A 24090-nucleotide genomic window follows, 5' to 3' on the forward strand; every position below is an offset into this window, starting at 1 on the left:
ACCATGAACGCATCCGCCTGGCATCAATTCATCTTCACCGGCGGGCTCGGCGTCGCCGTCGCCGGCCTGACCACCTACATCATCACGTGGATGCTGGTCGCGGTCCATCTGCGCGACCACCACCCGGCCGAACATGCCCGCCTCGGCGGCTTCCTGTTCGCGCCGCGCGCGCTCGGCTGGTACCTCGGTGCGCTGTGGCGCAAGCTGCACGATCGCAGCCTCAACGCGCTCGCCCTGCTCGGCAGCATCGGCGCCTGGGGCATCGCGATCGGCGCGCTCAGCGCGATCTTGGTCAAGTTCCTCGCCTCCAGCGGCATCGGCACATGAGCGCGCCGCAATGGTGGCTGGCCGCGTTCGGCGACACCCTGGTCTGGGCGCGCCTGAGCGTGCTCGACTCCGGCATCGCCGAGGTGTTCGACAACGACGGCGGCATCCTGCGCTACGACGACGAAACGGCCGCGCGCATGGCCCTGCTCGACGCTGAGTTCCGCGCGCTCGACGGCCTCGACGAAGACGACGCCGCCGCGCTCGGTTTCGATCTCGACAGCATCGAACCGCCGCGCGGTGACGATGACGAAGAACTGCTCAAGCAGATGGTGCAGAAGCTGCCGCCGCGGCATTGAATCGCGCAGATAGCGCGAGTTTCCGCAGCTCGACTGCTGCGGCCTACGAATGTCGAGAAGCGACCGGCGGCTTGGGCGTACTTTGCGACGGCGATCTGCACTTGGATTTCGATCCGACCTGAGAATCCACACACATGAATCTCGACCTCACCGGCAAACACGCACTCGTCTGCGGCGGCTCGCAAGGCATCGGCCGTGCGGCGGCGATCGAACTGGCCACGCTCGGCGCCGACGTGACCTTGCTCGCGCGCTCGCGCGAAGCGCTGGCCAGCGCGCTGGCGGCGCTGCCGACCACGCACGCGGCACAGCAGCACGCCACCGTCGCGGTCAACATGCTCGACCACGCCGAGCTGCGCGCCAAGGTCGAGGCGGTCGCCAACGCGCAGCCGATCCAGATCCTGATCAACAACAGCGGCGGACCGCCGGGGGGACCTGCGCACACCGCCGCGGCCGACGACTACCGCAGCGCGTTCGATCAGCATCTGGTCGCCGCGCAGATCCTGCTGCAGACGGTGCTGCCGGGCATGAAGTCCTCGGGCTACGGCCGCATCGTCAACGTGATCTCCACTTCCGTTAAAGAACCGATCAAGAACCTCGGCGTGTCCAACACGATCCGCGGCGCGGTCGCGAGCTGGGCCAAGACCCTGGCCGGCGAACTCGGCGCGCACGGCATCACGGTCAACAACGTGCTGCCCGGCTACACGCAGACGCAGCGGCTCGAACAGATTCTGACCGAGCGCACGCGCGCGACCGGCAAGAGCGGCGCCGAGATCGAACACGCGATGCTCGCGACGGTACCGCTCGGCCGCTTCGCCAAAGCCAGCGAGATCGGCAACGTGATCGCCTTCCTCGCCACACCGGCGGCGGCCTACGTCAACGGCATCAATGTGCCGGTCGACGGCGGTCGCATGATGTCGTTGTAACTTTCGCGATCGTCCGTGATCGCTGCTGCGGGATGGCTCGGCTCACGTGTCGCCTGATGCCGTCGGATGGTCCAGAAGCGGCCATCCATGGCCGCACTTTTCACTTAGAGCACGACTTGGAAGTCTTTGTAGTCCGCTTCGCGCGAAGCAGAAGCTCGGGATCTTTTTCGACCTCACGCTCGCGAACGCGGGCATCCATCGAAACGCTTTCACCCTTGCCCGCAACCGTCCTACGATGATCCTCAACATCGCCGCCTACCACTTCGTACCGATCGACGACGCCGACGCGCTCGTCGTGCGCCTGCGCGACGCCGCCGAGGCAGGCGACCTGCGCGGCACCGTGCTGGTCGCGGACGAAGGCCTCAATCTGTTTCTGGCCGGGCCGGCTGCGGCGATCGATGCTTTCCTCGCCGCGCTGCGCGCAGACGCGCGCTTCGCCGATCTGCGCGTCAAACCCAGCCATAGCGAAACGGTGCCGTTCGCGCGCCTGAAAGTCCGCCGCCGGCGCGAGATCATCACCTTCCGCCGCGCCACGGCCGCGCCGAATGCCGAGCGCGCGCCGGCGGTCGAACCGGCGACCTTGGCGCGCTGGATCGAGCAGGGCCGCGACGACGACGGCCGCCGTCTGGTGCTGCTGGACACGCGCAACCGCGAAGAAGTGCGCCACGGCACCTTCGCAGGCGCGCTGACCCTGCCGATCGATCGCTTCACCGACTTCCCCCAAGCCCTCGCCGCCGAACGCGAAACGCTGGCGGACGCGACCGTGGTCAGCTTCTGCACCGGCGGTATCCGTTGCGAAAAGGCCGCTTTGTGGATGCAGGCCAACGGCTTCGAACACGTCTGGCAGCTCGATGGCGGCATCCTCGGCTATTTCGAGGAAGTCGGCGGTGCCGGCTACGACGGCGCCTGCTTCGTGTTCGACGAGCGCGTCGCGCTCGACCCCGCTTTGCAACCGGTTGCGTGACACCGCCGCGGGACCTGCGGCGGGCTGAACGCAATAAACGACATTTCGCGACGATGCGCGAGCCGCTAAGCTGCGCGCGATGACTCTCGTCCTTGCGAATCTGATCGACGGCCGCGCCCAAGCGCCGGCCAACGGCCGCTATCTCGACGTGTTCGAACCGGCGGTCGGCGCCGTTTTCGCGCAGTGCCCCGCCTCCGACGCGGCCGATGTCGACGCCGCCGTCGCGGCAGCGCAGCGCGCCGCCGCGGATTGGGCGGCGACCTCGCCCGAGCGCCGCGCGCAGTGCTTGAACCGCCTCGCCGATCGCATCGAGGGTGAACTCGAAGCGCTGGCGGAGCTGGAATCGCGCGATTCGGGCAAGCCGGTGCAGCTCGCGCGCGAGCTGGATATCCCGCGCGCGGTGGCGAATCTGCGTTTCTTCGCCGCCGCGATCACGCAATGGGCCGGCGAATCGCACGCCAGCGACGAGCGCACCTTGAACTACACCTTGCGCCAGCCGCTCGGCGTGGTCGCCTGCATCTCGCCGTGGAATCTGCCGCTGTACTTGTTCACTTGGAAGATCGCGCCGGCGCTCGCAGCCGGCAATACGGTGGTGGCGAAACCGTCGGAAGTCACGCCGTGCACGGCCGCGCGGCTCGGCGAGCTCGCCATCGAAGCCGGCTTTCCGGCGGGCGTTTTGAACATCGTGCACGGCCACGGCGCCGGTGTCGGTCAGAGCCTGGTCGAGCATGCGCGGGTGAAAGCGATCTCGTTCACCGGCAGTACGCGCACCGGCGCGGCGATCGCCGCCGCGGCGGCACCGAAGTTCAAGAAGCTTTCGCTGGAGCTGGGCGGCAAGAATCCGGCCATCGTGTTCGCCGACGCCGACCTGTCCGACGCCAACCTCGACACGATCGTGCGCTCGGGCTTCGCCAACCAGGGCGAAATCTGCCTGTGCGGCTCGCGCCTGTTGGTCGAACGCTCGATCTACGACACGTTCAAAGCGCGCTATCTCGAACGCGTGCGCCGCTTGCGCGTCGGCGATCCACGCGAGACCGGCAGCGATCTCGGCGCGCTGGTATCGCAAGCGCACTACGACAAGGTCGTCGCCTGCATCGAGCGAGCGAGCGCGGAAGGCGGCACGGTTCTTTGCGGCGGCACCTCGGTGCGCGTCGAAGGCCGCTGCGCCGACGGCTGGTTCGTCGCGCCGACGGTGATCGAAGGCCTCGCCAACGACACCGCGACGAACCAGGAAGAAATCTTCGGCCCCGTCGTCAGCCTGATTCCGTTCGACGGCGACGACGAAGCCGTCGCGCTCGCCAACGGCACCGGCTACGGCCTGGCCGCCTCGATGTGGACGTCCAGCCTCGATCGCGCGCACGGCGTCGCCGCACGGCTCGAATTCGGCATCGTCTGGATCAACTGCTGGCTGCTGCGCGACCTGCGCACGCCGTTCGGCGGAGTCAAGAATTCCGGCGTCGGCCGCGAAGGCGGCGTCGAAGCTCTGCGCTTCTTCACCGAAGCGAAGAACGTCTGCCTGCGCCTGGGCTGAATCTCATTACGATTGGAAAGGATTGCTGGAACCGACATGGCCGAACTCGACGATCTCCTCGAACGCAACCGCCTCTGGTCGGAGGCCTTGCGCGCGCAAGATCCGGATTTCTTCAAACGCCTTTCCGAACAGCAGGCGCCGAAGTATCTGTGGATCGGCTGCTCCGATTCGCGCGTGCCGGCGAACCAGATCATCGCGATGGATCCCGGCGAAGTGTTCGTGCATCGCAACGTCGCCAACGTGGTCGTGCACACCGACCTCAACTGCATCAGCGCGATCCAATTCGCGGTCGACGTGCTGAAGGTCGAACACATCCTCGTCGTCGGCCACTACGGCTGCGGCGGCGTGCAGGCGGTGCTGGAGGATCGGCGCCTGGGCTTGGTCGACAACTGGCTGCGCCACGTCGCCGACGTGCGCCAGAAATACCTCGAAGCGCTGCGCGGCGTCGCCGATCCGCTGCAGCGGCATGCGCGTCTGTGCGAACTGAACGTGATCGAGCAGGCGGTCAACGTGTGTCATACCACGGTCGTGCAGGACGCCTGGGAGCGCGGCCAGAAACTCAGCGTGCACGGCTGGATCTACAGCCTGCGTAACGGCCGCGTGCGCGACCTCGGACTCGACGTCAAACAAACATCCCTGATCGCGGAGCGACAGGAGCAGGCGCTGGCGCAGCTCGGGCGGAGCACCGGGCACGACGCCGAACCATAGCGGCCGAACCACAACGGCCGAACCACAACGGGGAATTGAGCCATGTCCATGTCCGTCAGCATCGCCGCCGCGATCCTCGCCACGCAGTTGATGCAAGCCGAACCGCCGCCGCCGAGCAGCGGCGCCTCGATCACCCAGCAGCGTGCCGCAGTGGCCAAATCCGAGAAGCTGATGGCCGAAGCGCTCAAGCGCCCCGGCCTGCTCTCCGAATACCTCTACATGCGCGAGGCACGTGAACGCGATCCGGACGTCGCCTTCCGCCTGATCTTCAATCAGTATCTCAGTTGGTTCCAGACCTGGGTCGGCGACTACGCCGGTTCGCGCGTGACGTTCTCGATCGCGCAGCCGCCGGAAAAAGGCGACAGCGAAGCGCCGATGGACACCGGCTACAAGCAGACCCGCGCGCTCGATGCGATCGTCGAGCTGGCCAAGGGGCGCCAGGCCATTTTCTTCAACGAGAACCACAACATCGCGCAGACGCGCACCTTGACCGTGCAGATGCTGACGCGCCTGCGCGAACTGGGTTACGACACCTTCGCCGCCGAGACGCTGTACCACGACGACGACGGCCTGACCAAGCGCGGCTATCCGACCGCCGACACCGGCTTCTACACGCAGGAACCGATCTACGCCGAAATGGTGCGCACCGCGCTCAAGCTCGGCTTTCGCGTGGTCGCCTACGAGTCCGAATCGATGGCGACCGGCGATGCGCGCGAGCGCGAGCAGGCGCGCAACCTGTACCAGCGCGTCTACGACAAGCAGCACCCGAAGGCGCGGCTGATCGTCAACGCCGGCTTCACCCACATCCAGAAGGCCGGCAAGTACTTCGACGGCGCGGCGATGGCGCAGCACTTCGCCAAGCTGAGCGACATCGAGCCGATCACGGTCGAGCAGACCGTGATGATTCCGCACGACATCGTCAGCGGCGATCACCCGGTCTATCGTCGCATCGCGCAAGAAGTGCAGTTCGATGCGCCGATCGTGTTCCGCAACGACGCCGGCAAGCTGTGGTCGCTGCGGCCGCAGGCGTTCGACGTGAGCGTGGTGTTTCCGGCCGAGAACTACCGTCGCGGGCGTCCGAACTGGGCCACGATCGGCGGCCTGCGCACGCCGTACGGCATCAACGCGGATCTGTGCAAGGACGTCTATCCGTGCCTGATCGAGGCGCGCTACGCCAACGAAGGCGACGATGCGATCCCGGCCGATCGCCTGGTGTTCGAACTCAACCCGCAGGCGGGCACCGCGAAAGATCGCGTGCGCACTTCCTCCGATGCGATTCCCAGCAGCGACCTCTATCTGCGGCCCGATCGCTACCGCATCACCGCGCGCGACGCCGGCAACCGCCAGCTCGGCAGCACCACGATCACGGTCGGCGGCTCCACCGCCGCGCCGCCGGCGCAGCTATGAGCGCCTCGATTCATACCGATGCGGCGCCCGCTCCGGTCGGCGCCTATCCGCACGCGCGCCGCGTCGGCGATCTCTTGTTCCTCTCCGGCGTCGGTCCGCGCACGCCGGGCAGCAACGCGATTCCCGGCAACCGCCACGACGCCGACGGCACGCTGATCGGCTACGACATCGAAGCGCAATGCCGCCAGGTGTTCGCCAACGTGCGTGCCGTGCTGGAATCCGCCGGCGCGAGCTGGCGCGACTTGGTCGACGTGACCGTGTTCCTGACCGACATGCAGCGCGATTTCGCCATCTACAACCGCGTCTACGCCGAGCATTTCACCGACCCGGCCACGGCACCTTGCCGCACCACGCTCGGCATCACCGCGCTGCCGACGCCGATCGCGATCGAACTGAAGTGCATCGCGGTGCTGCCGAGCACGCCGCGCTGAGTTCGCGCCGCCGCGGCGGCGTGCCTCGTTGAGGTTCGGTACCGGAAGCGCGCGTTATCATTCGTGTCTTCGACCGCTCGCGGTCGCCGGCACGAGTTCGCCATGAGCCTGACGCCTCCCTTCAGTTTCCAGCGCTGGATCGACGAACACCGCCACCTGCTCAAACCGCCGGTCGGCAACAAGTGCATCGTCGACGGCGATTTCATCGTGATGGTGGTCGGCGGTCCGAACCAGCGCACCGACTACCACTACGACGAAGGCCCCGAGTTCTTTCACCAGATCGAAGGCGAGATGGTGCTGAAGGTGCAGGAAGACGGCCGCGTGCGCGATATTCCGATCCGCGCCGGCGAGATCTTCTACTTGCCGCCGCGCGTGCCGCATTCGCCGCAGCGCACGGCGAACTCGATCGGCTTGGTGATCGAACGCAAACGCCTGCCGCACGAGCAGGACGGACTGCTCTGGTTCTGCGAGCGCTGCAACCACAAACTGTACGAAGAATATTTTCATCTAGTGAATATCGAGCAGGATTTCCCGCGCGTGTTCGAGCATTTCTATCGCTCGCTCGAGGCACGCACCTGCAAGTCGTGCGGCCAGGTGAACCCGGCGCCGGAAAAGTACCGCTGAACAGCATCCGCGCCGCCGCAGCCGTGCGCACGTGCTGAGCGCCCTGCTCCAACTCAAACCGCGCGACGTGCCGTTGCGCGTGGCGCTGCGCAACACGCTGGCGATCGTGCTGCCGCTCGGGTTGGCCATCGCTGCCGGTCGTCCCGGCATTGGCCTCGGCATGGCGGCCGGTGCCTTGAACACGATGTTCATCGACCAGCCGGGACCGTACCGGCTGCGCATGCAGCGCATGGCGCTGGCCTCGCTCGCGTCGGGTTTGTCGGCCTACGCCGGCAGCCTGCTCGGTGCGCACCCGCTGCTGCTGGCGCTGGCGGCGTTGGTCTGCGGCATCAGCGGCGGCCTGTTGGTCGCGCTCGGCCCGAACGCCGGTCGTACCGGACTCGCCTGCATGATCCTCCTGGTGATCAGCGCGGCCACGCCGCGCGATCCCGTCGATGCGCTCGGTCCGGCCGCCCTGATCGTCGGCGGCGGCTTGCTGCAGATGCTGTTCGCGATCGCGGCGTGGCCGCTGCAACGCTATCGGCCGGAGCGCCAGGCGCTGGCCGAAGTCTGCCGCCAGCTCGCCGCGAGCGTGCGCGAGCGCAGCGACGCGCAAAGCGCGCCGCCGGTGACGCAGGCGCTGCTCGACGTGGAGAGCCTGCTGCACGGCGCGCATCGCGCGCGCGGCAGCGTGATGGAAACCTTCCGCGTGCTGGCCGAGCTGGTCGAACGCATCCGCCTCGAGCTGCTCGCGCTGAACGACCTGCACGCAGCGTTCGCCGACGGCGATGCGCGGCGTACGCTCGCACGCGTGCTCGAATACGCCGCGCGCGCGCTGGAGACGATCGCGCGCGCGCTCGACCAAGGCGCCAGTCCGCACGGCGCCGCCGCGGCGATGGAAGGCTTCGAAGCCGCGCTCGATTCGCTGCGCGAGATGTGCAAAGCGGCACCGGACTCGCGCGAGCTGACCATCGCGCTGGCACGCGCCGACGGTCTCGGCGGCCAGCTGCGCGCCGCCGCGCGCAATGCCGACTTCGCCGGCAGCCGCGGCGAGCTGCGTGCGGGCGCGGCCGAACTGCGCCTGCCGGCCGAGATGCGACCCGGCAATGCGCTGCAAACGCTGCGCGCGAATCTGACCCTGTCCTCGATCGCGTTCCGCCATGCGCTGCGTTGCGGCGTCTGCCTCGCTCTCGCGATTCTGGGCGAGCGTCTGGCCGGCATTCCGCACGGCTACTGGATACCGATGACCGCGGCGATCGTGCTGAAACCCGATTTCGCCGGCACCTTCAGTTTCGGCCTGCTGCGCGTGCTCGGCACCATGCTCGGCCTGGTGCTGATCACGGCCTTGATCCACTACGCGTTCGGCGGCGTGTGGGAACGCGTCGCCCTGGTCGCGCTGTGCGCGTTCGGCTTTCGCCTCCTGACCACGGTGCACTACGGCATCGGCGTGATGATGCTGACCGGCCTGGTCGTGCTGCTGTTCTCCTTCGACGGCGTGCCGGCCGGCGAAATGCTGCAAGCGCGCGGCATCGCCACCGCGCTCGGCAGCGCGCTCGCCCTGATCGCGTATTTGGTCTGGCCGACCTGGGAACACCTGCGCGTACGACCCGCGCTGGCTGCGATGCTGGACGCCTATCGCGCCTACTTCGCCGTGCTGTTGCGCGACGATGCCGCGCAACGCGCCGCCACGCGCACCGCCGCTCGCGCCGCGCGCACCAACGCGCAAGCCTCGCTCGAACGCCTACGCGGCGAGCCGCGCCGCGACCCCATCTTGATCGCGTTCGCCGAAGGCGTGTTCGCCAATGCGAACCGCTTCATCCGCGCCGGCATGGCGCTGGAAGCGGTCACGCTGGATGCGCGCGCGCTGCCGCAACGCGAGGCGGTGCTCGCCTTCATCGACCGCATCGACATGAGCCTGGCTGCGCTCGCGCGCGACCTGCGCGGCGGCACGCCGCCGCAGATCGGCAGCCTGCGCGAGGAAGAACGTGCGCTGGTCGCCACGCTCGAAGCCGCTGCCGGCGACGAGGACGCGCGCAACGTCGCCGGCGCGATCACCGACGCGTTCGACCGCATGACCGACAGCGTCGACACCTTGGCGCACGTCTTGCGCGAGGACGAGCGGCGCGCGGCGACGCTTGCCTCGGCGCGCTGAACCCGATTGCCGCCGTCGTTCGACGCGTTGGTGACGTTCGGATCGCTCAGGAGGCGTCCGGCGAACGCGGGCCGCGCGTCCGTCGTGTCGGCGGCACGTCGGTCTCGGTTGGAAACGCGCTGCTGCGCGACTTCTCTTCCCACGTCTTGCCGCCCGGCGAATTTCCCAGCGATGCGATGGCCGCCTTCCAACCCGCCTGGAAACGCGATCGCGCTTGTAGATGCTGATACATCTCGTTGATGCGGCGTTCCAAAGTACGGTCGGAAATGCCGAGCTGGTGCGCGATCGCCTTGTCCTTGATACCGGTCGACAACAGCGACATCAGTTCGTTGACCTCTTTTTCCGCTTTGTCGCGCGCGCCGTCGGCACCGAACGAGACCGCCTGGTTCCACAACAGCTCGAACAAGGCATACATCGCATCGAACAACCACGACGGACGCAGCAACAGACCCGCTTGCGAGGTGTACTCGATGTGCAACGGCACCAGCGCCATGCGGCGGTCGACGATCAGCGCCTTGATCGGAATGCCCGAGCAGACGCGAATCTGCTCGCCCAGTTCGATCTCAATGTGCATGTGCTCGAGCCGGCCCGGCACCGCCAACGCTTCGGTATCGACGATCGTGCGATAGCTGACGCCTTGCCGCAGCGTCTGCCGCTTCTGGTCGACCTGGGTCGACAAATCGCTGACATAGGGCGGCCGGTCGAAACACAGCACCTCTTTGCGTGCCGACGCGTACAAGCGCTCCATCACCTGCAACAAGGACTGATGCCCGGTGATGACTTCGGCGCGCGCTTCGGTGTCTTCGGCGCCGCGCAGCGGACGGATCTTGGCGAGCCGCTCGATCAACGAGCGCGCTGAGTGCAGCCGGCTCTGCTGCTTTTCGATGAAAGTGCCGAAGCACACGTCCGGCGGCGCGGCGCGATAACGCGGCGGTTGCTCCAGCGTGTGGCTGGCCAAGCCCTTGTTCTCGATCGCCTGCAGTACACGCTGGGTGTCGGCCGGCGGCGAGCCGATGGCGAGGGCCAGCTCATCGAGCGTATGACCGGGACGACGCAGCAAGACTTCGTAGAGGCGAAGCTCCTCGTCGGCGAGGCCGATGACGCGCTGGCCGTCACTTTCCTGTTGCGAGTTCGTAGGCATGGCGTGGCTGGGTTCGGCGCGATGGCCCAAGCATGCGTCGTATGCGTGCTTCGACGCGAAGGAGTGGGAGTGATTAGAACAATCCAGACTTCTGCGGGAGCCTTCCACCCGACCCTCCGTATCATTTTGTTACGTTTGCACCTGGCCGTTCGTACCGCCACCAAGAAGCCGGCTGCGAAGCGATCGCGAAATGTGACTGCATCGACATTTGGCGATCATCAGCCGTGTCGGATTTCCACCTCGTTGCTGGCCTAGCATCCGACTCGCTCGACACGCCGCTGTGGGACGCTCCGATGCGGTTGCGCCGGTCGAGCGCGGGAAGAATCGATACAGGCCGGCAGCCGCGGAACCTTCATGGTCCGCGTCCTCGCGGGGTTGCTGCCGAAAATTTTCAGCGCTGCTCGCCGCATACGCGCAGTGGACGGCCACGGAGACGAGGGGAGATCGCTCCAGCCGTGTTCGCGTATTCGCCGACAGTCACCAACTGGGAGAGCGAATCATGAGGGTCCGTCGCACGATGCTGCGCTACGCAGCGTCCATTGCCGTCGTTTGTACGGCGCTTCCGCTCGGCGCGATTACCGTGCAGGAAAGCTTGAGCCAACTGCGCCGACCGGCGCAGGCCTTCGTCGCGCCTGCGCTCGACGTGAAGCCGTCCTTGACCGCGAACGCGAAGAGCGATGTCGCCGCCGCCGCGCGCATCGACGCGTTCGAGCAGCGCGCAGGCGGGCGCTGGGAAGTGCGCTGGGACGCGCGCGGCGATCGGCCCAACCTGGTGCAAGGCAGCGGCGTCGCGCTGATTCCGGGACGCGGCAATCGTCTCGCACCGAGCCAGTTCGGCGTCGCCTCCGCGCAAGAGATGAACCTCGCCACCGTGACCGCCGCCGCGCGGCGCTTTCTCGACCAGCAGAAAGACTTGCTAAAGCTCGACGGCCTGCAGTTGCGGCCCGACGCGAAGCGCAGCGGCTCTTACGGCAAGGACAAGAGCTTCTGGACGATCGAATTCGCGCAATACGTCGGCGCGGTGCCGGTCGACGGCGCGTTCGTCTACGCGCGCATCTCGCACGGCAACGTCGTGCAGTTCGGCGCCGAGCGCGTCGGCGACGTGCGCATCGACACCACACCGACCTCCACGCGCGAAGGCGCGTTCCGCGCGGCCTGGTCCGAACTCGGGTTTCCGGCCGACACGGCGGTGGCGGCGATGCAGGTAGCGGGCGAACTGCGTCTCTATCCGAGCGCAGTGAGCGGCGAACCCGCGGCGACGGCCTTCAGCGGCAAGCAGGGCGAGGGCTACCAGCACGTGCTCGCCTGGCGTTACGTCTTCCGCGTCGACGGCAACGACGCCAGCTGGCAGGTGCTGGTCGACGCCAAATCGAACCGCGTGCTCGACGTGCGCGACTTGAACCTCAACGCCGACGCGACCATCACCGGCGGCGTCTATCCGACCACCAACCTCGAACCGGAAGTGGTGATGCCGTTTCCGTTCGCCGCGGTCACGGTAGGCGCGGCGAGCACGATCACCGACACGCTCGGCATCTACGACTACGCCGGCGGCACCGCCAGCACCTCGCTCGACGGCAAGTACTTCAAGATGGTCGACAACTGCGGCGCGATCTCGTTGTCGAACAGCACCGACGGCAACCTCGCCTTCGGCACCGGCAGCGGCACCGACTGCGCCACGCCGGACGGCAACACGGCGGGACCGGGCAACACGCACGCCACACGCACCGGCTTCTATCACTTGAGCCGCATCAACGAGAAAGCACGCGGCATCCTGCCGGACAACACCTGGCTGCAGGGCAAGGTCACGGCGAACATGAACGTCGATCAGACCTGCAACGCCGGCTACAGCCCAATCGACGGAACGATCAACTTCTACAAATCCGGCGCGAACCCCAACGACCCTTCGATGCTGTGCGGCAACACCGGTGAAATCGCCGCCGTGTTCCTGCACGAGTGGGGTCACGGCTTGGACAACAACGAAGGCGGAGCCGCCAGCGAGAACGGTTCGGGCGAGGCGGTCGGCGACACCTTCGCCTTCCTCGAAACGAAAGACTCCTGCATCGGCCCCGGCTTCTTCGTCAGTGGCCAGGTCTGCCACGGCTGCACCACCTGCACCGGCGTGCGCGACTTGAACGACTTCTCGCTGGCGGGCACCCGCACGATCTCCACGCCCGCGAACGTCGAGGCCAGCGGCGGCATCGATTGCCTCGGCGGTCAGCTCACTTGTCCGTGGCTGGTGGGAGGTTTCATTCCTTATCAAGGGCCGATGGGCTACGAAGGTCATTGCGAAAGCCAGATCGCCGGCTCGGCCAACTGGGATCTGAAAAACGCCTTGGCGCAGCGCTTCGGCACCGACGAAGGCTACGCCGCGATGGACGGCATCTGGTACGGCAGCCTGCTGCCGTCGAAGAGCGCCTATCAAGTTCAGGACGGCGGCCAGTGCAATCCGAAGGCAACCGTCAACGGCTGCGCCGCGACCAACTGGTACACGGTCTATCTCGCGGTCGACGACGACGACGGCGATCTCAGCAACGGCACGCCCAACGCCTGCCGCATCTGGGATGCCTTCAACGCGCACGGCATCGCCTGCGGCGAGCGCCCGATCTGCACCGCCGACGGACCGGACTTTTCTCTGCGTGCAAGCGACAGCCCGCAAGCGATTTGCGCACCGGCGGCGGCGAATTTCAGCATCGAGGTGCGCGCCAATCTCGGCTTCGCCAATCCGGTCACCTTGGCTGCGAGCGGACAGCCGGCCGGCACCAGTGCGAGCTTCTCGTCCAATCCGGTCACGCCGGGCGGTTCGACCACGTTGACGATCGGCGGCACCGCGGCGGCCGCGGCCGGTGACTACACGATCAACGTCGCCGGTACCGCGCAGGACAGCCCCGGGCACGACACCGACGTGCGCCTGACGGTGTTCACGGCGGCGCCCGGCGCGCCGAGCTTGAGCAGCCCCGCCGACGGCGCCAGCAACGTCAACAGCAGCGACGCGACCCTGACCTGGCAGGCCACCGATCAGGCCGCGTCGTACACGGTCGAGGTCGCGACCGATGCGGCGTTCGCGCAGATCGTCGCCAGCCAGAGCGGACTGACCACGACCAGCTGGCAGGCCAGCGGCCTCAGCCCGACCACGCGCTACTACTGGCGCGTGCGTGCGACCAACCTCTGCGGCGGTGGCAGCGATTCGGCCGTGTTCTCCTTCACCACCAGCGCCACGCTCTGTCGCAATCCGGCCGCCTCGATCGGCACCGAACTCAGCGACGTCATTACGGTGGCGCAGAATCAGCCGGTGCAAGGCGTACGCCTGCGCGTCGATCAGAAGAGCGGCTTCACCTTGGGCGGTGCCGCCATCTCGCTGAGCCACGGCGCAACCTCCGTTACCGTCTTCCAAGACGATCAGTGCACGGCCGCCACGATGAACGTGGTGTTCGACGACAGCGCGAGCGCGCCGGTCGATTGCCCGCTGCTCGGCGCGGCTGCCGGCACCTACCAGCCGCTCAATCCGCTCAGCGCGCCGTTTGCGGGACAGTCCTCCAGCGGCGATTGGACCTTGACGATCACCGACTCGCTCGGGTCCTTCTTCCCCGGCACCCTCAACACCTGGTGCCTCGATCTCGACTTCGGCGGCAACGACGGCATCTTCGCCGATGGATTCGACGGCGCCGTGCCTTGAACACGGCGTGAAAACCGCTCTGCCAGCCGCCCCCATCGGCTGGCAGAGCGACACGAGTGTCTCGTGAGCCGCCCTTCCCCCCTGTGGCGGCGCAGTCGAAAACCGGAGCTTCGCCCCCGGAGCAGACACAGGCGATTTGATTCTTCCGCACACCTCGCAACGGAACTCAGCGACAACCGACTCGCCCGGAGCCCAACGTGAAATCGATTCAGCATTCGATCGCTTCCCCGTCCCAACGTTCTGCCCACCTTCGCCGCAGTGCCCTCGCCCTCGCTCTCGCCGCTGCGCTGTCGTCGGCTCACGCGGCGCAGCCGGTGCATACGATTCGCGCCGCGCCGCCGACGGTCGACAACCTCGCCGCCGCGCGGCGCGACGCCGGCTTGATCCTTCTCCGCGCGGGAATCTTCGATCCGGCCGCGCAGCAGATCGACCTGTCGGTCACCGGCGCTGCGGCCGCAGCCTCGAGCGGATTGGCGATCGTGCAGTTCGAAGCGGGACGATCCGACGGACGCAAAGCCTTCGCCGCGCTCGGCGCGGACATCGTCGGCTACATTCCCAACAACGCCTATCTGGTGCGGCTCGGCGCCGCGCGCCTGGACGCGCTGCGCGCGCTCGACGGCGTACGCTGGGCCGGCGCCTATCAGGCCGGCTTCAAGGTCGACCCGAAACTGTGGACGACGCGACGGGCGACGCTGCAGGCCGGTGCCGATCAGCGCTATGAACTCGAGATCTCCGGTTTCGCCGGCCACGATCTCGGCGCGGTCGCCGACGCCTTGCAGGCACAACTGCCGGACTTGCGCATCAGCAACCGTAGCGACGACAAGTTCCTGCCGACACTGCGCGTCAGCGTCGACGCCGGCGATCTCGCGCGCGCCGTCACCGCCGCCAGCGCGCTCGACGCGGTCGGCTACATCGAACCCTTCATCACACCGCGGCTGGACAACAGCGGCTCGATCGCCGCGATCCAGGGCGACGCGAGCGGCGACGTCGCCGGCTCCGGTGCGGTCGGCACGCCGACGCCGCTGTGGGATCACCAGATTCTCGGTAGCAATCAAATCGTCGCCAGCATGGATTCCGGCGTCGATCACAACGAAGCCTGGTTCACCACCTTGGACAAGGGCAGCGGCCCGGTGACCGCGCTGACGCCGGCCGAAGACACCACGCCGCCCGCGCTCGGCACCCTGCATCCGAACAACAAGATCGTCGGTTATTTCGTCCAGCCCGGTTCCACCGCGTACGACAGCGACGGTCCGGTCTGTCCTGGCGGCGTCGGAGGGCTCTCGTTCCACGGTACGCATACCTCCGGCACCATCGTCGGCGACGCCGCCGGCACGTTCGGCGCGGCGACGTATCTGGCCGCAACCCCGACCGCCGCCAATCACGAACTCGCCGACGGCATGGCGCCGAACGCGCAGCTCTTGTTCCAAGACATCGGCAACGACACCACCGGCTGTCTGGCGATCAACGATCTCGGTGCTTCGATCGATCAGGCGCATGCGGCCGACGCACATCTGCAGAACAACAGCTGGGGCGGCGCCACGCAGGGCGCTTACACCGGCAGCGACACCATCGCCGACGCGCATTCGCGCGACCTCGACACGATGCTGTTGATCTACTCGGCCGGCAACGACGGCCAGGCGGGCGGACTCGTCGGCGCCTGCGCGACCGGCCAGACCGAGCCGATTCCCGGCGACGCCTTCGGCAAGTACCTCTGCTTGCAGACGATCGGCTCACCCGGCAACGGCAAGAACGTGCTGACCATCGGCGCCACCAATCACGGTGGCCTCGGCGAGATGGCTGCGTTCTCCAGCCGCGGACCGAGTGCCGACGGCCGCCAGAAGCCGGACATCGTCGCGCCCGGCGCCGGCGCCGAAGCGAACGATCCGCTCGGTTCGGGCGGTATCAGCTCCGCCGCCGGCAACAGCAACGACGCCGATACGATCCAGGCGCCGGTGTCCAAATTGCTGTCGGGTACTTCGATGGCGGCGCCGACGATCAGCGGCAATGCCGCCCTGGTGCGACAGTTCTATGCCGACGGCTTCTATCCGCGCGGCGAACGCACGCCGGCCGATGCGCTCAATCCGAGCGGCGCCTTGCTCAAGGCCGTGCTGGTCAACGCGACCGTGATCGATCTCGCCAACACCGGTTCGGCCGGCACACCGCTGCCATGGCCGAACCAGCACAGCGGCTGGGGCCGCCCCTGGCTCGACTCCAATCTCTGGTTCAAGACCACCCTCGCCGGCGGCGACGACAGCCGCCGCACGCGCCTGATCGATCGCCCCAACTCGGCCGGCCTCGAAACCGGCCAGAGCGACAGCTTCACCCTTCACAACGTCGAAGCCGGCAAGGAACTGCGCGTCAGCCTGACTTGGTTCGATCCGGAAGCTTCGTTGTCGGCCGCAACCACCTTGGTCAACAACCTCGATCTCGAAGTGACCGCACCCGACGGCAGCGTCTACAAGGGCAACGTATTCGCCGCCAATCAATCGACCACCGGCGGTGAAGCCGATGCGATCAACACGGTCGAACAAGTGCGGCTGGCGACACCGGCGGCCGGCGCCTACACCGTCAAAGTGATCGGCGCAGCGATACCGGGCAACGGCCAGGCCAACAGCGACACGCAAGGCTACGCGCTCGCCATCACCGGCGGCTTCGGCCTGCCCGATGCGGCCGCGCTGCCAGCACCGAGCGCGCTCAGCGTCGCCGCCAACGACAGCAACGGCGTGGCGATCGGCTTCACCGGCACGAGCGGCGCGCAGGGCTATCAGCTCTATCGCGCCAGCGGCACCTGCGCCAGCGCTGCGGCCAGCGATTTCCGCTTCGTCGCGAACGGCACGGCGGCGCCGCTGGTCGATACGCACACGCAAGGCGGCTTTTCCTACGCCTACAAAGTGCGCGGCATCCAGAACGACGTCGAAGGCGATGCATCAGGCTGCATCGACGCGGTATCGGCGGCGGCGTGCACCCTGCAACCGCTGTTCGGCAGCGGCGCGGTCAGCGCCGGCGGCGCCAACGCGAGTTGCAGCGTCGCACTCAGCTGGCCGGCCGCGAATCCCTCTTGCCCGGCGTCGAGTTCGGTCAGCTACGCGGTCGAACGCGCGAGCGATCCGTACTTCACCACGCCCGAATCGATCGCCAGCGCGTTGACGACGACGACGTTCACCGACACCGCGGTGAGCAACGGCACGCCGTACTACTACCGCGTGAAGGCCACCGACAATCTCGGCAACCCGAGCGCAGCGTCACCGACGGTCGGCATCACGCCGAGCGGACCGGACGGGCCGAATCCGGCGAGCTACTACGACAACGTCGACGACGCGACGTATCTCGTGCTCGATCCGCCATGGCAGGCCACCAACACCTTCGCCGCGGACGGCAGCTACAGCTATCACAGCGGAGCGGACGGCGGCAGCTACCCGACTAGCGTCTGCCTCAGCGCGACCACGCCGGCGCTGACCTTGCCCGCCGGCGCGACGATGAGCTTCGAAGCGCGCTACAACCTCGAATACCAGTTCGACGGCATCGTGCTCGAAATCTCCACCGACGACGGCGCCACCTGGGCCGACCTGCCGCCGGACGGCGGCTACCCCGATACGCTGGCCAAACCGGGCAACGCCTGCGGCTACACCAGCACGCACGGCGCGTTCACCGGCGTCTCCACCGCGAGCTCGAACGCCGATCCGGGCAACGCCACCGCGACACCGGTGTTCAAACCGTTCAACGTGAATCTGGCGAGCTTCGCCGGCCAATCGGTCAAGCTGCGCTGGCGTCTCGCCAGCGACGGCGGCACCGAGTTCGCCGGCTTCTTCCTCGACAAGATCCGCATCGGCGATGCCGATGCCGTCGTCGATCGTATCTTCGGCGACGGCTTCGACGGTGGCGGCTCGAGCGGCGGCGACTACGTTTGTCACTAGCACTCTGACGCCATCGCGGCGACGATCCCGAACGAATCGCTAGTTATTTCGGAACTGCGGCCAAGGATGGCCGCTTGCAGTTGCGCCGAAGTCGTTGTCCACGCAAAGTACGTACACTTCCGGACGCCGCAGCGATCCTGGACGGATCGCAAAAACTATTGACTCTCCGGCGCCAAACCGTAATATGCGCGTCCCACGCGGGAATAGCTCAGTTGGTAGAGCACGACCTTGCCAAGGTCGGGGTCGCGAGTTCGAGTCTCGTTTCCCGCTCCAGATTGCAGACGAAGCCCCGGTTCGCCGGGGTTTTGTTTTTCTGCACGATGTCGATGGTCCGTCGGAATGACGGAGTGCGTTTCGTCACCGGCCTGGTGGCAGAGTGGTCATGCAGCGGACTGCAAATCCGTGTACGCCGGTTCGATTCCGACCCAGGCCTCCAATTCGAAGCACCGGCACGTCGTAGACGTCCATCGACCCGCAGCCATGCGGGTTTTTTGTTGCCTACATCCGCTCGCCGCGCTCTGAACTCGCCACCGCGGCTGAGAAACGAGTCGCAGCCTTCACTTCTGCGCCCGCAGTATCGGCCACGCCGCGCGCACGTACTGCAGGCCGGACCAGATCGTCAGGATCGCCGCGATCACCAGCAGGCCCTCGCCGATGCGGTAGTAACGCAGTTCCTGAAAGTCGCGCTGATGCAGCAGCACGACGATCGCGACCACCTGCATCACCGTCTTGATCTTGCCGATGGTGGCGACGCGCACCATCGCGCGCTGGCCGATCTCGGCCATCCACTCGCGCAGCGCGGATATGCTGATCTCGCGGCCGACGATGACCGCCGCGGTGACCGCCAGGATCGGCTGCGGGTTGTCCTGCACCAACAGGAACAGCGTGACCGCGACCATCAGCTTGTCGGCGACCGGATCGAGGAAGGCGCCGAAGGCGGACATCATGTTGTAGCGCCGCGCGATCCAGCCGTCGAGCCAGTCGGTCAGCGCGGCGAACACGAAGATCACGGCGGCGGCGATGTTGGAGCCGCGGAACGGCGCGTAAAACACCACCACCATCACCGGCAGCAGCGCGATGCGGAACAGCGTCAGCGCGGTCGGCAGGGTGATCTTCGACGATTTATGTTCAGCGTCATCCATGGAAGCTCGCATAGATCCGTTCGGCCAGGTCTCGACTGATTCCTTTTACCTGCATGAGTTCCTCGATACCTGCCTTGGACAACCCGCCGAGGCCGCCGAAATGCCGCAACAGCGCGGAACGGCGGCGCGCACCGACACCGGCGATTTCCTCCAGCGTACTCGCTTCGCGCGCTTTTTCGCGACGCCCGCGGTGGCCGGTGATCGCGAAACGGTGCGCTTCGTCGCGCACGCTCTGGATCAAATGCGAGGCGAGCGATTCCGGCCCAGGCCACAAGGTGCGACCGGAACGCCCCAGGATCAAGGTTTCATCGCCCGCGCGACGTGCCTCGCCCTTGGCCACGCCGACCACCGGCACGCCCTCGAGGCCGAGTTCGTTCAGCACGTCGACCGCCTGCTGCACCTGGCCCTTGCCGCCGTCGATCAAGAGCAGGTCGGGCAGCTTGGCCAGCGACTCGTCGACACGTTCGATCTTCGTCGCCGCCTCGCCCTCCGCCGCTGCGACCGGCGCCTCGCTGGCTGCGGCGGCGCGACGGAAGCGCCGCTGCAGCGCCTGACGCATCGCCGCGTAGTCGTCGCCGCCGGTGATGCCGGTGATGTTGAAGCGTCGGTACTGCGATTTCTCCGGCCCTTCCGGCCCGAACACGACGCAGGACGCCACCGTCGCCTCGCCCATCGTGTGGCTGATGTCGAAGCACTCGATGCGGCGCGGCGCTTCGTCCAATCCGAGCAAGTCGCGCAGCGACTCGAAGCGCGCCAGCAAGGTCTGCCGGCTGGCCAGGCGCGAGGCCAGCGCTGCCTCGGCGTTGCGGATTGCCAGATCGCGGAAGCGCGCACGCTCGGCGCGCACATTGCTCTTGATCTCGACCGCACGCCCGGCACGCTCGCCGAACGCTTCGGCCAGTGGCGCTGCGTCCTCGATCGCGTGGCTCAGGATCAGCTCCGACGGCAGCGGACGATCGAGGTAGTACTGCGCCACGAACGAAGCGAGGATCACCGCTTCGTCGGCTTCGGTCGGCAGGCGCGGGAAGAAATCGCGCGAGCCGAGGCTGACGCCGTTGCGGAAGAACAGCACGCTGACGCAGGCGATGCCGGCGCGGATCGCGCACGCGATCACGTCCATGTCGGCGCTGGCGCCCTGCACGTAGTGGTTCGCCTGCACGCGCTTGACCGCCGCGATCTGGTCGCGAATCTGCGCGGCGCGCTCGAACTTCAGCTCGACGCTGGCGTGCTCCATCGTCGCGACGAGTTCGTCCATCATCGCGCCGGCGCGACCGTCGAGGAACATCTCGGCGTGGCGCACGTTCTCGGCGTAGTCGGCGCCGGAGACCAGGCCGACGCAGGGCGCGGTGCAGCGATTGATCTGGTGTTGCAGGCAGGGGCGCGAGCGATTGCGGAAGTAGCTGTCCTCGCAGTTGCGGATCTTGAACAGCTTCTGGATCAGGTCGAGGCTGGCGCGCACCGCGCCGGCGCTCGGAAACGGCCCGAAATAGCGCCCCGGCGCATTGCGCGTGCCGCGATGGAAGGCCAGGCGCGGGAAGTTTTCCGACGGTGAAGCGGCGTTCTCCGATTCCGCTTCGCCGCGCTTGAGGCGCCGCGGCGCCGATTCTTGCGCCGATTCGGTCTCCGCCTCCGCCAGCGCGTTCGCGGCTGCGGCGCGGCCGGCGCGGCCTTGCAGCGCGCGCGCGCCGGTCAGATGGATGTAGGGATAGCTCTTGTCGTCGCGCAGGACGATGTTGTAGCGCGGCTTGAGCGTCTTGATCAGATGCGCTTCGAGCAAGAGCGCTTCGGCCTCGGTGCGCGTGACCGTGGTTTCCATGCCGGCGATCTGCGCGACCATCGAAGCGATGCGCGGCTGCAGCGCCGGCTTCAAGAAATAGCTGCCGACGCGCTTCTTCAGATTGCCGGCCTTGCCGACGTAGAGCAGCTCGCCGTCGGCGTCGAACATGCGATAGACGCCCGGCGCGCCGGTCAGGGTGCGGACGAAGGTCTTGCCGTCGAACGGCTCGGCGATCGTGTTCATGCTCGCCCCCGCGTCCGCCTACGGCGCATCCGGCGGACTCATGGCGCTGCGGATAGCGCGGCCGAACGGGTGGATGTGCAGCGTCGATGCGTCGTTGCTGTGGAACGGTGGGGGCGCCATGGGGATATCGTAACCGCCTGCGGCGACGGCGTCGCCACGCGGCGGCCTGCGCGGACCGTTGCAATCGCGAAACGCTCGCCAACCATTCGCGCCCCACGTGACCGCGCGTTTCGGCGCTACGAGGATCGGTCGTCTCTCCGATCTTTCGAACCGAAACGGCTTTGGGGCTAGCATTCGACCCGATGATGTTGCCGCCGCGGAACCGGCGGCTCGAACCGGACGCGCACTGCCCATGCCCCTGTGGAACTGCCCCAAGTGTCAGCGCACCTTCCGCCAGATCAACCAGCGCCATTCCTGCGGCACCGGCGATCGCGACGCCCTGCTCGCGGGCAAACCGGACGAGCTGGTCGATCTGTATCGACGCCTGGAGGACTTCCTTCACACGCTGCCGGCGGTCGAGATCGTCACCAAGGATCGCTACGCACTGTTCCGCACGACGCGCATCTTCGCCGACCTGACTTTCATGAAGGATGCGCTGCGACTCGCGATTCATCTTCGACGGCAGGTCTCCGACCCGCGCTTTTTCAAGATCGCCGACGACGGCAAGGGACAAGTCAGCCACGTGGCCAAGCTGCGCGATGCCGCGGACCTGCAAGCGATCACCGCGTATCTGAGCGAAGCGCATCGCGTCGCTTGAAGCAGCGACGAGATCGGCGGCCGTCTCAATCCTCGCCCACCGGCACGCGCCGCGCGTTGCCGCTGTCGAGATCGATGCAGACGATCTCGTGCAGGTTCGTATTGGCGACCCAGAGCTGGTCGCCGTGCAGCGACAATCCCTGCGGCTCGCGCAAGGGGCGATCGATGCGCAAGGTCTGCAGCGTGCCGCTGCGCCGATCGAAACGCTTGATCGCACCGTTGTAGCTATCGGCGACATAGATCGCGCCGCGCGCATCCGCCGCCAACGCGAGCGGATTCTGCAGGCGCGCATCGGCACGGCCGCCATCGGCATTGCCGAACTCGTACAGGCCCGCACCGATCAGCGTCTCGACCCGACTGCCGTCGGCGTCGACCACGCGCAGCGCCGAAGCCGCCGCGTCGACGAAAAAGTACTGACGCCCGAGTCCGGCGACTCCGCTCGGCTGCGCCAGCCGCGCGTCGGCGCCGAGGTCGTCGGCGAGACCGAGTTCGCCGCTGCCGGCCAGCACCGACACCTCCTGCGTCAGCAGATTCATGCGCCACAGCTGGTGCTGCCCGGCCACCGCGATCGCCAGCTCGTCGCCGAGCACGGCGAGATCGAGCGGCGAGTTCGGCACCTGCCGCGGCGAAGCGCGGCCCTGCGGGCGCGTGCGGCCGGCACGGCCGTAGCCGAGCACCGTGTCGACGCGGCCGCTGACCAGATCGATGCGGCGTACGGCATGGTTGCCGCAGTCGGCGACGTACAGCGCCTCGCCGTTGCGCGCCAAGCCTTGCGGATCGTCGAAGCAAGCCTGTGCCGCGTCGCCGTCGCCGAAGCCGGCGTTGCCGCTGCCGAAGCGGCGCAGCACGCGACCGCTGTAGTCGCATTCGAGCACGCGATGATGACCGCTGTCGGCGATGTAGAGCCTGCGCGCCTCGGCCAGCAGCTTGCCGGGAAAGGCGAGCACGCTGCGCCGCTCCGGTCGCGAGGTCGGCAGCGCCGGCTCGAATACGCGCAGATCGCGCAGCGCGGCATCGTCGAGCAGACGCGCGATCGCCGCGTCGATCTCCTCGGCGCAGCCCTCGCCGGAGAAGCTGGCGGCGCGGCGGCCTTCGGCATCGAGCAAGACCACGCTCGGCCACGCTTCGACACCGTGCGCCTGCCACAAGCGGAAATCCGCATCGTTCGCGACCGCGTGGCGCAGGCGCAGCCGATTGCTCGCACGCAGCAGGGCCTCGTCGTCGCGCTGATGCGGATACTTCGGGCAATGCAGGCCGAACACGACCAGACCATCGTGATACTTGCTTTCGAGCCGGCGCAAGTGCGGCACGAGATTCCAGCAATTGACCGCGTCGTAGCTGAAGAACCAAAGCAGCACGACGCGACCGCGCTGCTCGGCCAGCCGCGGCGCGCGATCGGCGTTGACCCAGACCAGGTCGGCCGGAAATTCCGCGGCGGCTTCGCGCGTCATGCGCGATGCCGCTCGATCCACGCAGCGACGCCGCTGCGCGCGAGCGCGACCACGCGCTCGAAATCGGCGTGCGTGCCGTAGTATGGGTCGGGCACTTCCGCGTCGTCGAGGAACAACTGCGGCTCGACCCCGGAGGCCGACGCGCGTAAGCGCTGCAGCGCACGCAAATTGACCCGATCCATCGCGAGCACGTAGCGATAGCGCTCGAAATCGGCCGCCACCACCTGGCGCGCGCGATGCTGCTTCAGCGGATAACCGAGCCGCTCGGCGATCTCGATCGAGCGCGCATCGGCACGCGCCCCCACGTGATAACCCTCGGTGCCGGCCGAGGCGATCTCGGCCGCGAAACCGGCACGCGCGAACTCGATTCGCGCCACCGCTTCCACGGTCGGCGAACGGCAGATGTTGCCCATGCAAACGAACAGAAACGACACTTTATCCATGCTATTCAAATAGATACGGACGAAAATGGCTCGAATCTAACCCCTTAAAACATGCGTTTTCATGGTAACAGGATCAATCACTTGCGAGGGCGAAGCGGAGAGCGAATTCCGTCACTCCCTCGGCGTCGCAACCACCCTATCGCCGTGGCAGCCATCGCAGTCGAAGCGCTCACCACCGCACGCAGGACACCACCCAGTCTCAAACTGT

Annotated in this window: 18 protein-coding genes and 2 tRNA genes; 15 read left to right on the forward strand and 5 right to left on the reverse strand. The window is 67.2% G+C overall.

The annotated features are described in order from the left end of the window. Positions 1 to 3 precede the first annotated feature (3 nt). The 10 genes from AC3QL3_RS14090 to AC3QL3_RS14135 all read left to right on the forward strand — a co-directional run bounded on the left by AC3QL3_RS14090 (position 4) and on the right by AC3QL3_RS14135 (position 9342). Positions 4 to 327, forward strand: a complete 324-nt coding sequence (locus tag AC3QL3_RS14090; protein WP_492894649.1) for a hypothetical protein — start codon at positions 4 to 6, stop codon at positions 325 to 327. Further along, a complete protein-coding gene (locus tag AC3QL3_RS14095) occupies positions 324 to 623 on the forward strand; it encodes a hypothetical protein (RefSeq protein WP_492894651.1) in 300 nt (99 codons plus the stop codon). The genes AC3QL3_RS14090 and AC3QL3_RS14095 overlap by 4 nt, the downstream gene beginning before the upstream one ends. 134 nt (positions 624 to 757) lie before the next feature. Then, positions 758 to 1546 carry an SDR family NAD(P)-dependent oxidoreductase gene (locus AC3QL3_RS14100; RefSeq protein ID WP_492894653.1) on the forward strand — a complete coding sequence of 263 codons (789 nt, stop codon included), beginning with the start codon at positions 758 to 760 and terminating at the stop codon, positions 1544 to 1546. 235 nt (positions 1547 to 1781) lie between these two features. Continuing rightward, a complete protein-coding gene (locus AC3QL3_RS14105; RefSeq protein WP_492898935.1) occupies positions 1782 to 2510 on the forward strand; it encodes a sulfurtransferase in 729 nt (242 codons plus the stop codon). A gap of 79 nt (positions 2511 to 2589) precedes the next feature. After that, positions 2590 to 4041, forward strand: coding sequence for an aldehyde dehydrogenase (locus tag AC3QL3_RS14110; protein WP_492894654.1), 1452 nt, complete (start codon positions 2590 to 2592; stop codon positions 4039 to 4041). Positions 4042 to 4077: 36 nt separating this feature from the next. Further along, positions 4078 to 4749 (forward strand): carbonate dehydratase, encoded by a 672-nt coding sequence (can, locus tag AC3QL3_RS14115; protein WP_492894656.1) that lies wholly within the window; start codon positions 4078 to 4080, stop codon positions 4747 to 4749. A 42-nt stretch (positions 4750 to 4791) separates the two neighbouring features. Continuing rightward, positions 4792 to 6156, forward strand: coding sequence for a hypothetical protein (locus AC3QL3_RS14120; RefSeq protein ID WP_492894658.1), 1365 nt, complete (start codon positions 4792 to 4794; stop codon positions 6154 to 6156). After that, positions 6153 to 6587 (forward strand): RidA family protein, encoded by a 435-nt coding sequence (locus tag AC3QL3_RS14125; RefSeq protein WP_492894660.1) that lies wholly within the window; start codon positions 6153 to 6155, stop codon positions 6585 to 6587. The genes AC3QL3_RS14120 and AC3QL3_RS14125 overlap by 4 nt, the downstream gene beginning before the upstream one ends. A 102-nt stretch (positions 6588 to 6689) precedes the next feature. Beyond that, positions 6690 to 7211 carry a 3-hydroxyanthranilate 3,4-dioxygenase gene (locus AC3QL3_RS14130; RefSeq protein ID WP_492894662.1) on the forward strand — a complete coding sequence of 174 codons (522 nt, stop codon included), beginning with the start codon at positions 6690 to 6692 and terminating at the stop codon, positions 7209 to 7211. Between the two features lie 31 nt (positions 7212 to 7242). Continuing rightward, positions 7243 to 9342, forward strand: coding sequence for an FUSC family protein (locus AC3QL3_RS14135; protein WP_492894664.1), 2100 nt, complete (start codon positions 7243 to 7245; stop codon positions 9340 to 9342). A gap of 46 nt (positions 9343 to 9388) precedes the next feature. Here the strand turns inward: AC3QL3_RS14135 and AC3QL3_RS14140 are convergent, their stop codons facing one another. Continuing rightward, a complete protein-coding gene (locus AC3QL3_RS14140) occupies positions 9389 to 10483 on the reverse strand; it encodes a helix-turn-helix domain-containing protein (protein WP_492894666.1) in 1095 nt (364 codons plus the stop codon). A gap of 499 nt (positions 10484 to 10982) precedes the next feature. Here AC3QL3_RS14140 and AC3QL3_RS14145 point away from each other — a divergent pair, with 499 nt between their 5' ends. From AC3QL3_RS14145 to AC3QL3_RS14160, 4 genes are all read left to right on the forward strand, one after another. After that, positions 10983 to 14156, forward strand: a complete 3174-nt coding sequence (locus tag AC3QL3_RS14145) for a fibronectin type III domain-containing protein (RefSeq protein ID WP_492894668.1) — start codon at positions 10983 to 10985, stop codon at positions 14154 to 14156. Between the two features lie 314 nt (positions 14157 to 14470). Next, the gene (locus tag AC3QL3_RS14150; RefSeq protein WP_492894670.1) at positions 14471 to 18070 is read left to right on the forward strand and encodes a S8 family serine peptidase; all 3600 of its coding nucleotides are present in this window, start codon (positions 14471 to 14473) and stop codon (positions 18068 to 18070) included. A 197-nt stretch (positions 18071 to 18267) separates the two neighbouring features. Next, positions 18268 to 18343, forward strand: a tRNA-Gly gene (locus AC3QL3_RS14155). Between the two features lie 89 nt (positions 18344 to 18432). Continuing rightward, positions 18433 to 18506: transfer RNA gene (locus AC3QL3_RS14160), tRNA-Cys, on the forward strand. 121 nt (positions 18507 to 18627) lie between these two features. Here the strand turns inward: AC3QL3_RS14160 and pgsA are convergent. Both pgsA and uvrC read right to left on the reverse strand, forming a co-directional pair. Further along, positions 18628 to 19212, reverse strand: a complete 585-nt coding sequence (pgsA, locus tag AC3QL3_RS14165; protein ID WP_492894672.1) for a CDP-diacylglycerol--glycerol-3-phosphate 3-phosphatidyltransferase — start codon at positions 19210 to 19212, stop codon at positions 18628 to 18630. Further along, entirely contained in the window at positions 19205 to 21232 is a 2028-nt protein-coding gene (gene uvrC / locus AC3QL3_RS14170) for an excinuclease ABC subunit UvrC (protein WP_492894674.1), read from the reverse strand. The genes pgsA and uvrC overlap by 8 nt, the downstream gene beginning before the upstream one ends. Before the next feature lie 352 nt (positions 21233 to 21584). On the opposite strand from uvrC, the gene AC3QL3_RS14175 reads away from it, so the two are divergent. Continuing rightward, on the forward strand, positions 21585 to 21989 hold the full coding sequence (locus AC3QL3_RS14175) for a DUF5655 domain-containing protein (protein ID WP_492894676.1): 405 nt from the start codon (positions 21585 to 21587) through the stop codon (positions 21987 to 21989). A 25-nt stretch (positions 21990 to 22014) separates the two neighbouring features. Here the strand turns inward: AC3QL3_RS14175 and AC3QL3_RS14180 are convergent, their stop codons facing one another. Together AC3QL3_RS14180 and AC3QL3_RS14185 are read right to left on the reverse strand one after the other, a co-directional pair. Then, positions 22015 to 23439, reverse strand: coding sequence for a hypothetical protein (locus AC3QL3_RS14180; protein ID WP_492894678.1), 1425 nt, complete (start codon positions 23437 to 23439; stop codon positions 22015 to 22017). After that, complete coding sequence (locus AC3QL3_RS14185) at positions 23436 to 23882, reverse strand: low molecular weight protein-tyrosine-phosphatase (RefSeq protein ID WP_492894680.1); 447 nt, start codon at positions 23880 to 23882, stop codon at positions 23436 to 23438. The genes AC3QL3_RS14180 and AC3QL3_RS14185 overlap by 4 nt, the downstream gene beginning before the upstream one ends. Positions 23883 to 24090: the final 208 nt, after the last annotated feature.

The organism is Dokdonella sp. GW821-FHT11D02, from assembly GCF_058808595.1.

Excerpts from the sequence above, each read along its gene's own strand:
- AC3QL3_RS14090 (WP_492894649.1), top strand. The coding sequence starts at position 4 with ATGAACGCATCCGCCTGGCATCAATTCATCTTCACCGGCGGGCTCGGC.
- AC3QL3_RS14095 (WP_492894651.1), top strand. The coding sequence starts at position 324 with ATGAGCGCGCCGCAATGGTGGCTGGCCGCGTTCGGCGACACCCTGGTC.
- AC3QL3_RS14100 (WP_492894653.1), top strand. The coding sequence starts at position 758 with ATGAATCTCGACCTCACCGGCAAACACGCACTCGTCTGCGGCGGCTCG.
- AC3QL3_RS14105 (WP_492898935.1), top strand. The coding sequence starts at position 1,782 with ATGATCCTCAACATCGCCGCCTACCACTTCGTACCGATCGACGACGCC.
- AC3QL3_RS14110 (WP_492894654.1), top strand. The coding sequence starts at position 2,590 with ATGACTCTCGTCCTTGCGAATCTGATCGACGGCCGCGCCCAAGCGCCG.
- can (WP_492894656.1), top strand. The coding sequence starts at position 4,078 with ATGGCCGAACTCGACGATCTCCTCGAACGCAACCGCCTCTGGTCGGAG.
- AC3QL3_RS14120 (WP_492894658.1), top strand. The coding sequence starts at position 4,792 with ATGTCCATGTCCGTCAGCATCGCCGCCGCGATCCTCGCCACGCAGTTG.
- AC3QL3_RS14125 (WP_492894660.1), top strand. The coding sequence starts at position 6,153 with ATGAGCGCCTCGATTCATACCGATGCGGCGCCCGCTCCGGTCGGCGCC.
- AC3QL3_RS14130 (WP_492894662.1), top strand. The coding sequence starts at position 6,690 with ATGAGCCTGACGCCTCCCTTCAGTTTCCAGCGCTGGATCGACGAACAC.
- AC3QL3_RS14140 (WP_492894666.1), bottom strand. The coding sequence starts at position 10,483 with ATGCCTACGAACTCGCAACAGGAAAGTGACGGCCAGCGCGTCATCGGC.
- AC3QL3_RS14145 (WP_492894668.1), top strand. The coding sequence starts at position 10,983 with ATGAGGGTCCGTCGCACGATGCTGCGCTACGCAGCGTCCATTGCCGTC.
- pgsA (WP_492894672.1), bottom strand. The coding sequence starts at position 19,212 with ATGGATGACGCTGAACATAAATCGTCGAAGATCACCCTGCCGACCGCG.
- uvrC (WP_492894674.1), bottom strand. The coding sequence starts at position 21,232 with ATGAACACGATCGCCGAGCCGTTCGACGGCAAGACCTTCGTCCGCACC.
- AC3QL3_RS14175 (WP_492894676.1), top strand. The coding sequence starts at position 21,585 with ATGCCCCTGTGGAACTGCCCCAAGTGTCAGCGCACCTTCCGCCAGATC.
- AC3QL3_RS14180 (WP_492894678.1), bottom strand. The coding sequence starts at position 23,439 with ATGACGCGCGAAGCCGCCGCGGAATTTCCGGCCGACCTGGTCTGGGTC.
- AC3QL3_RS14185 (WP_492894680.1), bottom strand. The coding sequence starts at position 23,882 with ATGGATAAAGTGTCGTTTCTGTTCGTTTGCATGGGCAACATCTGCCGT.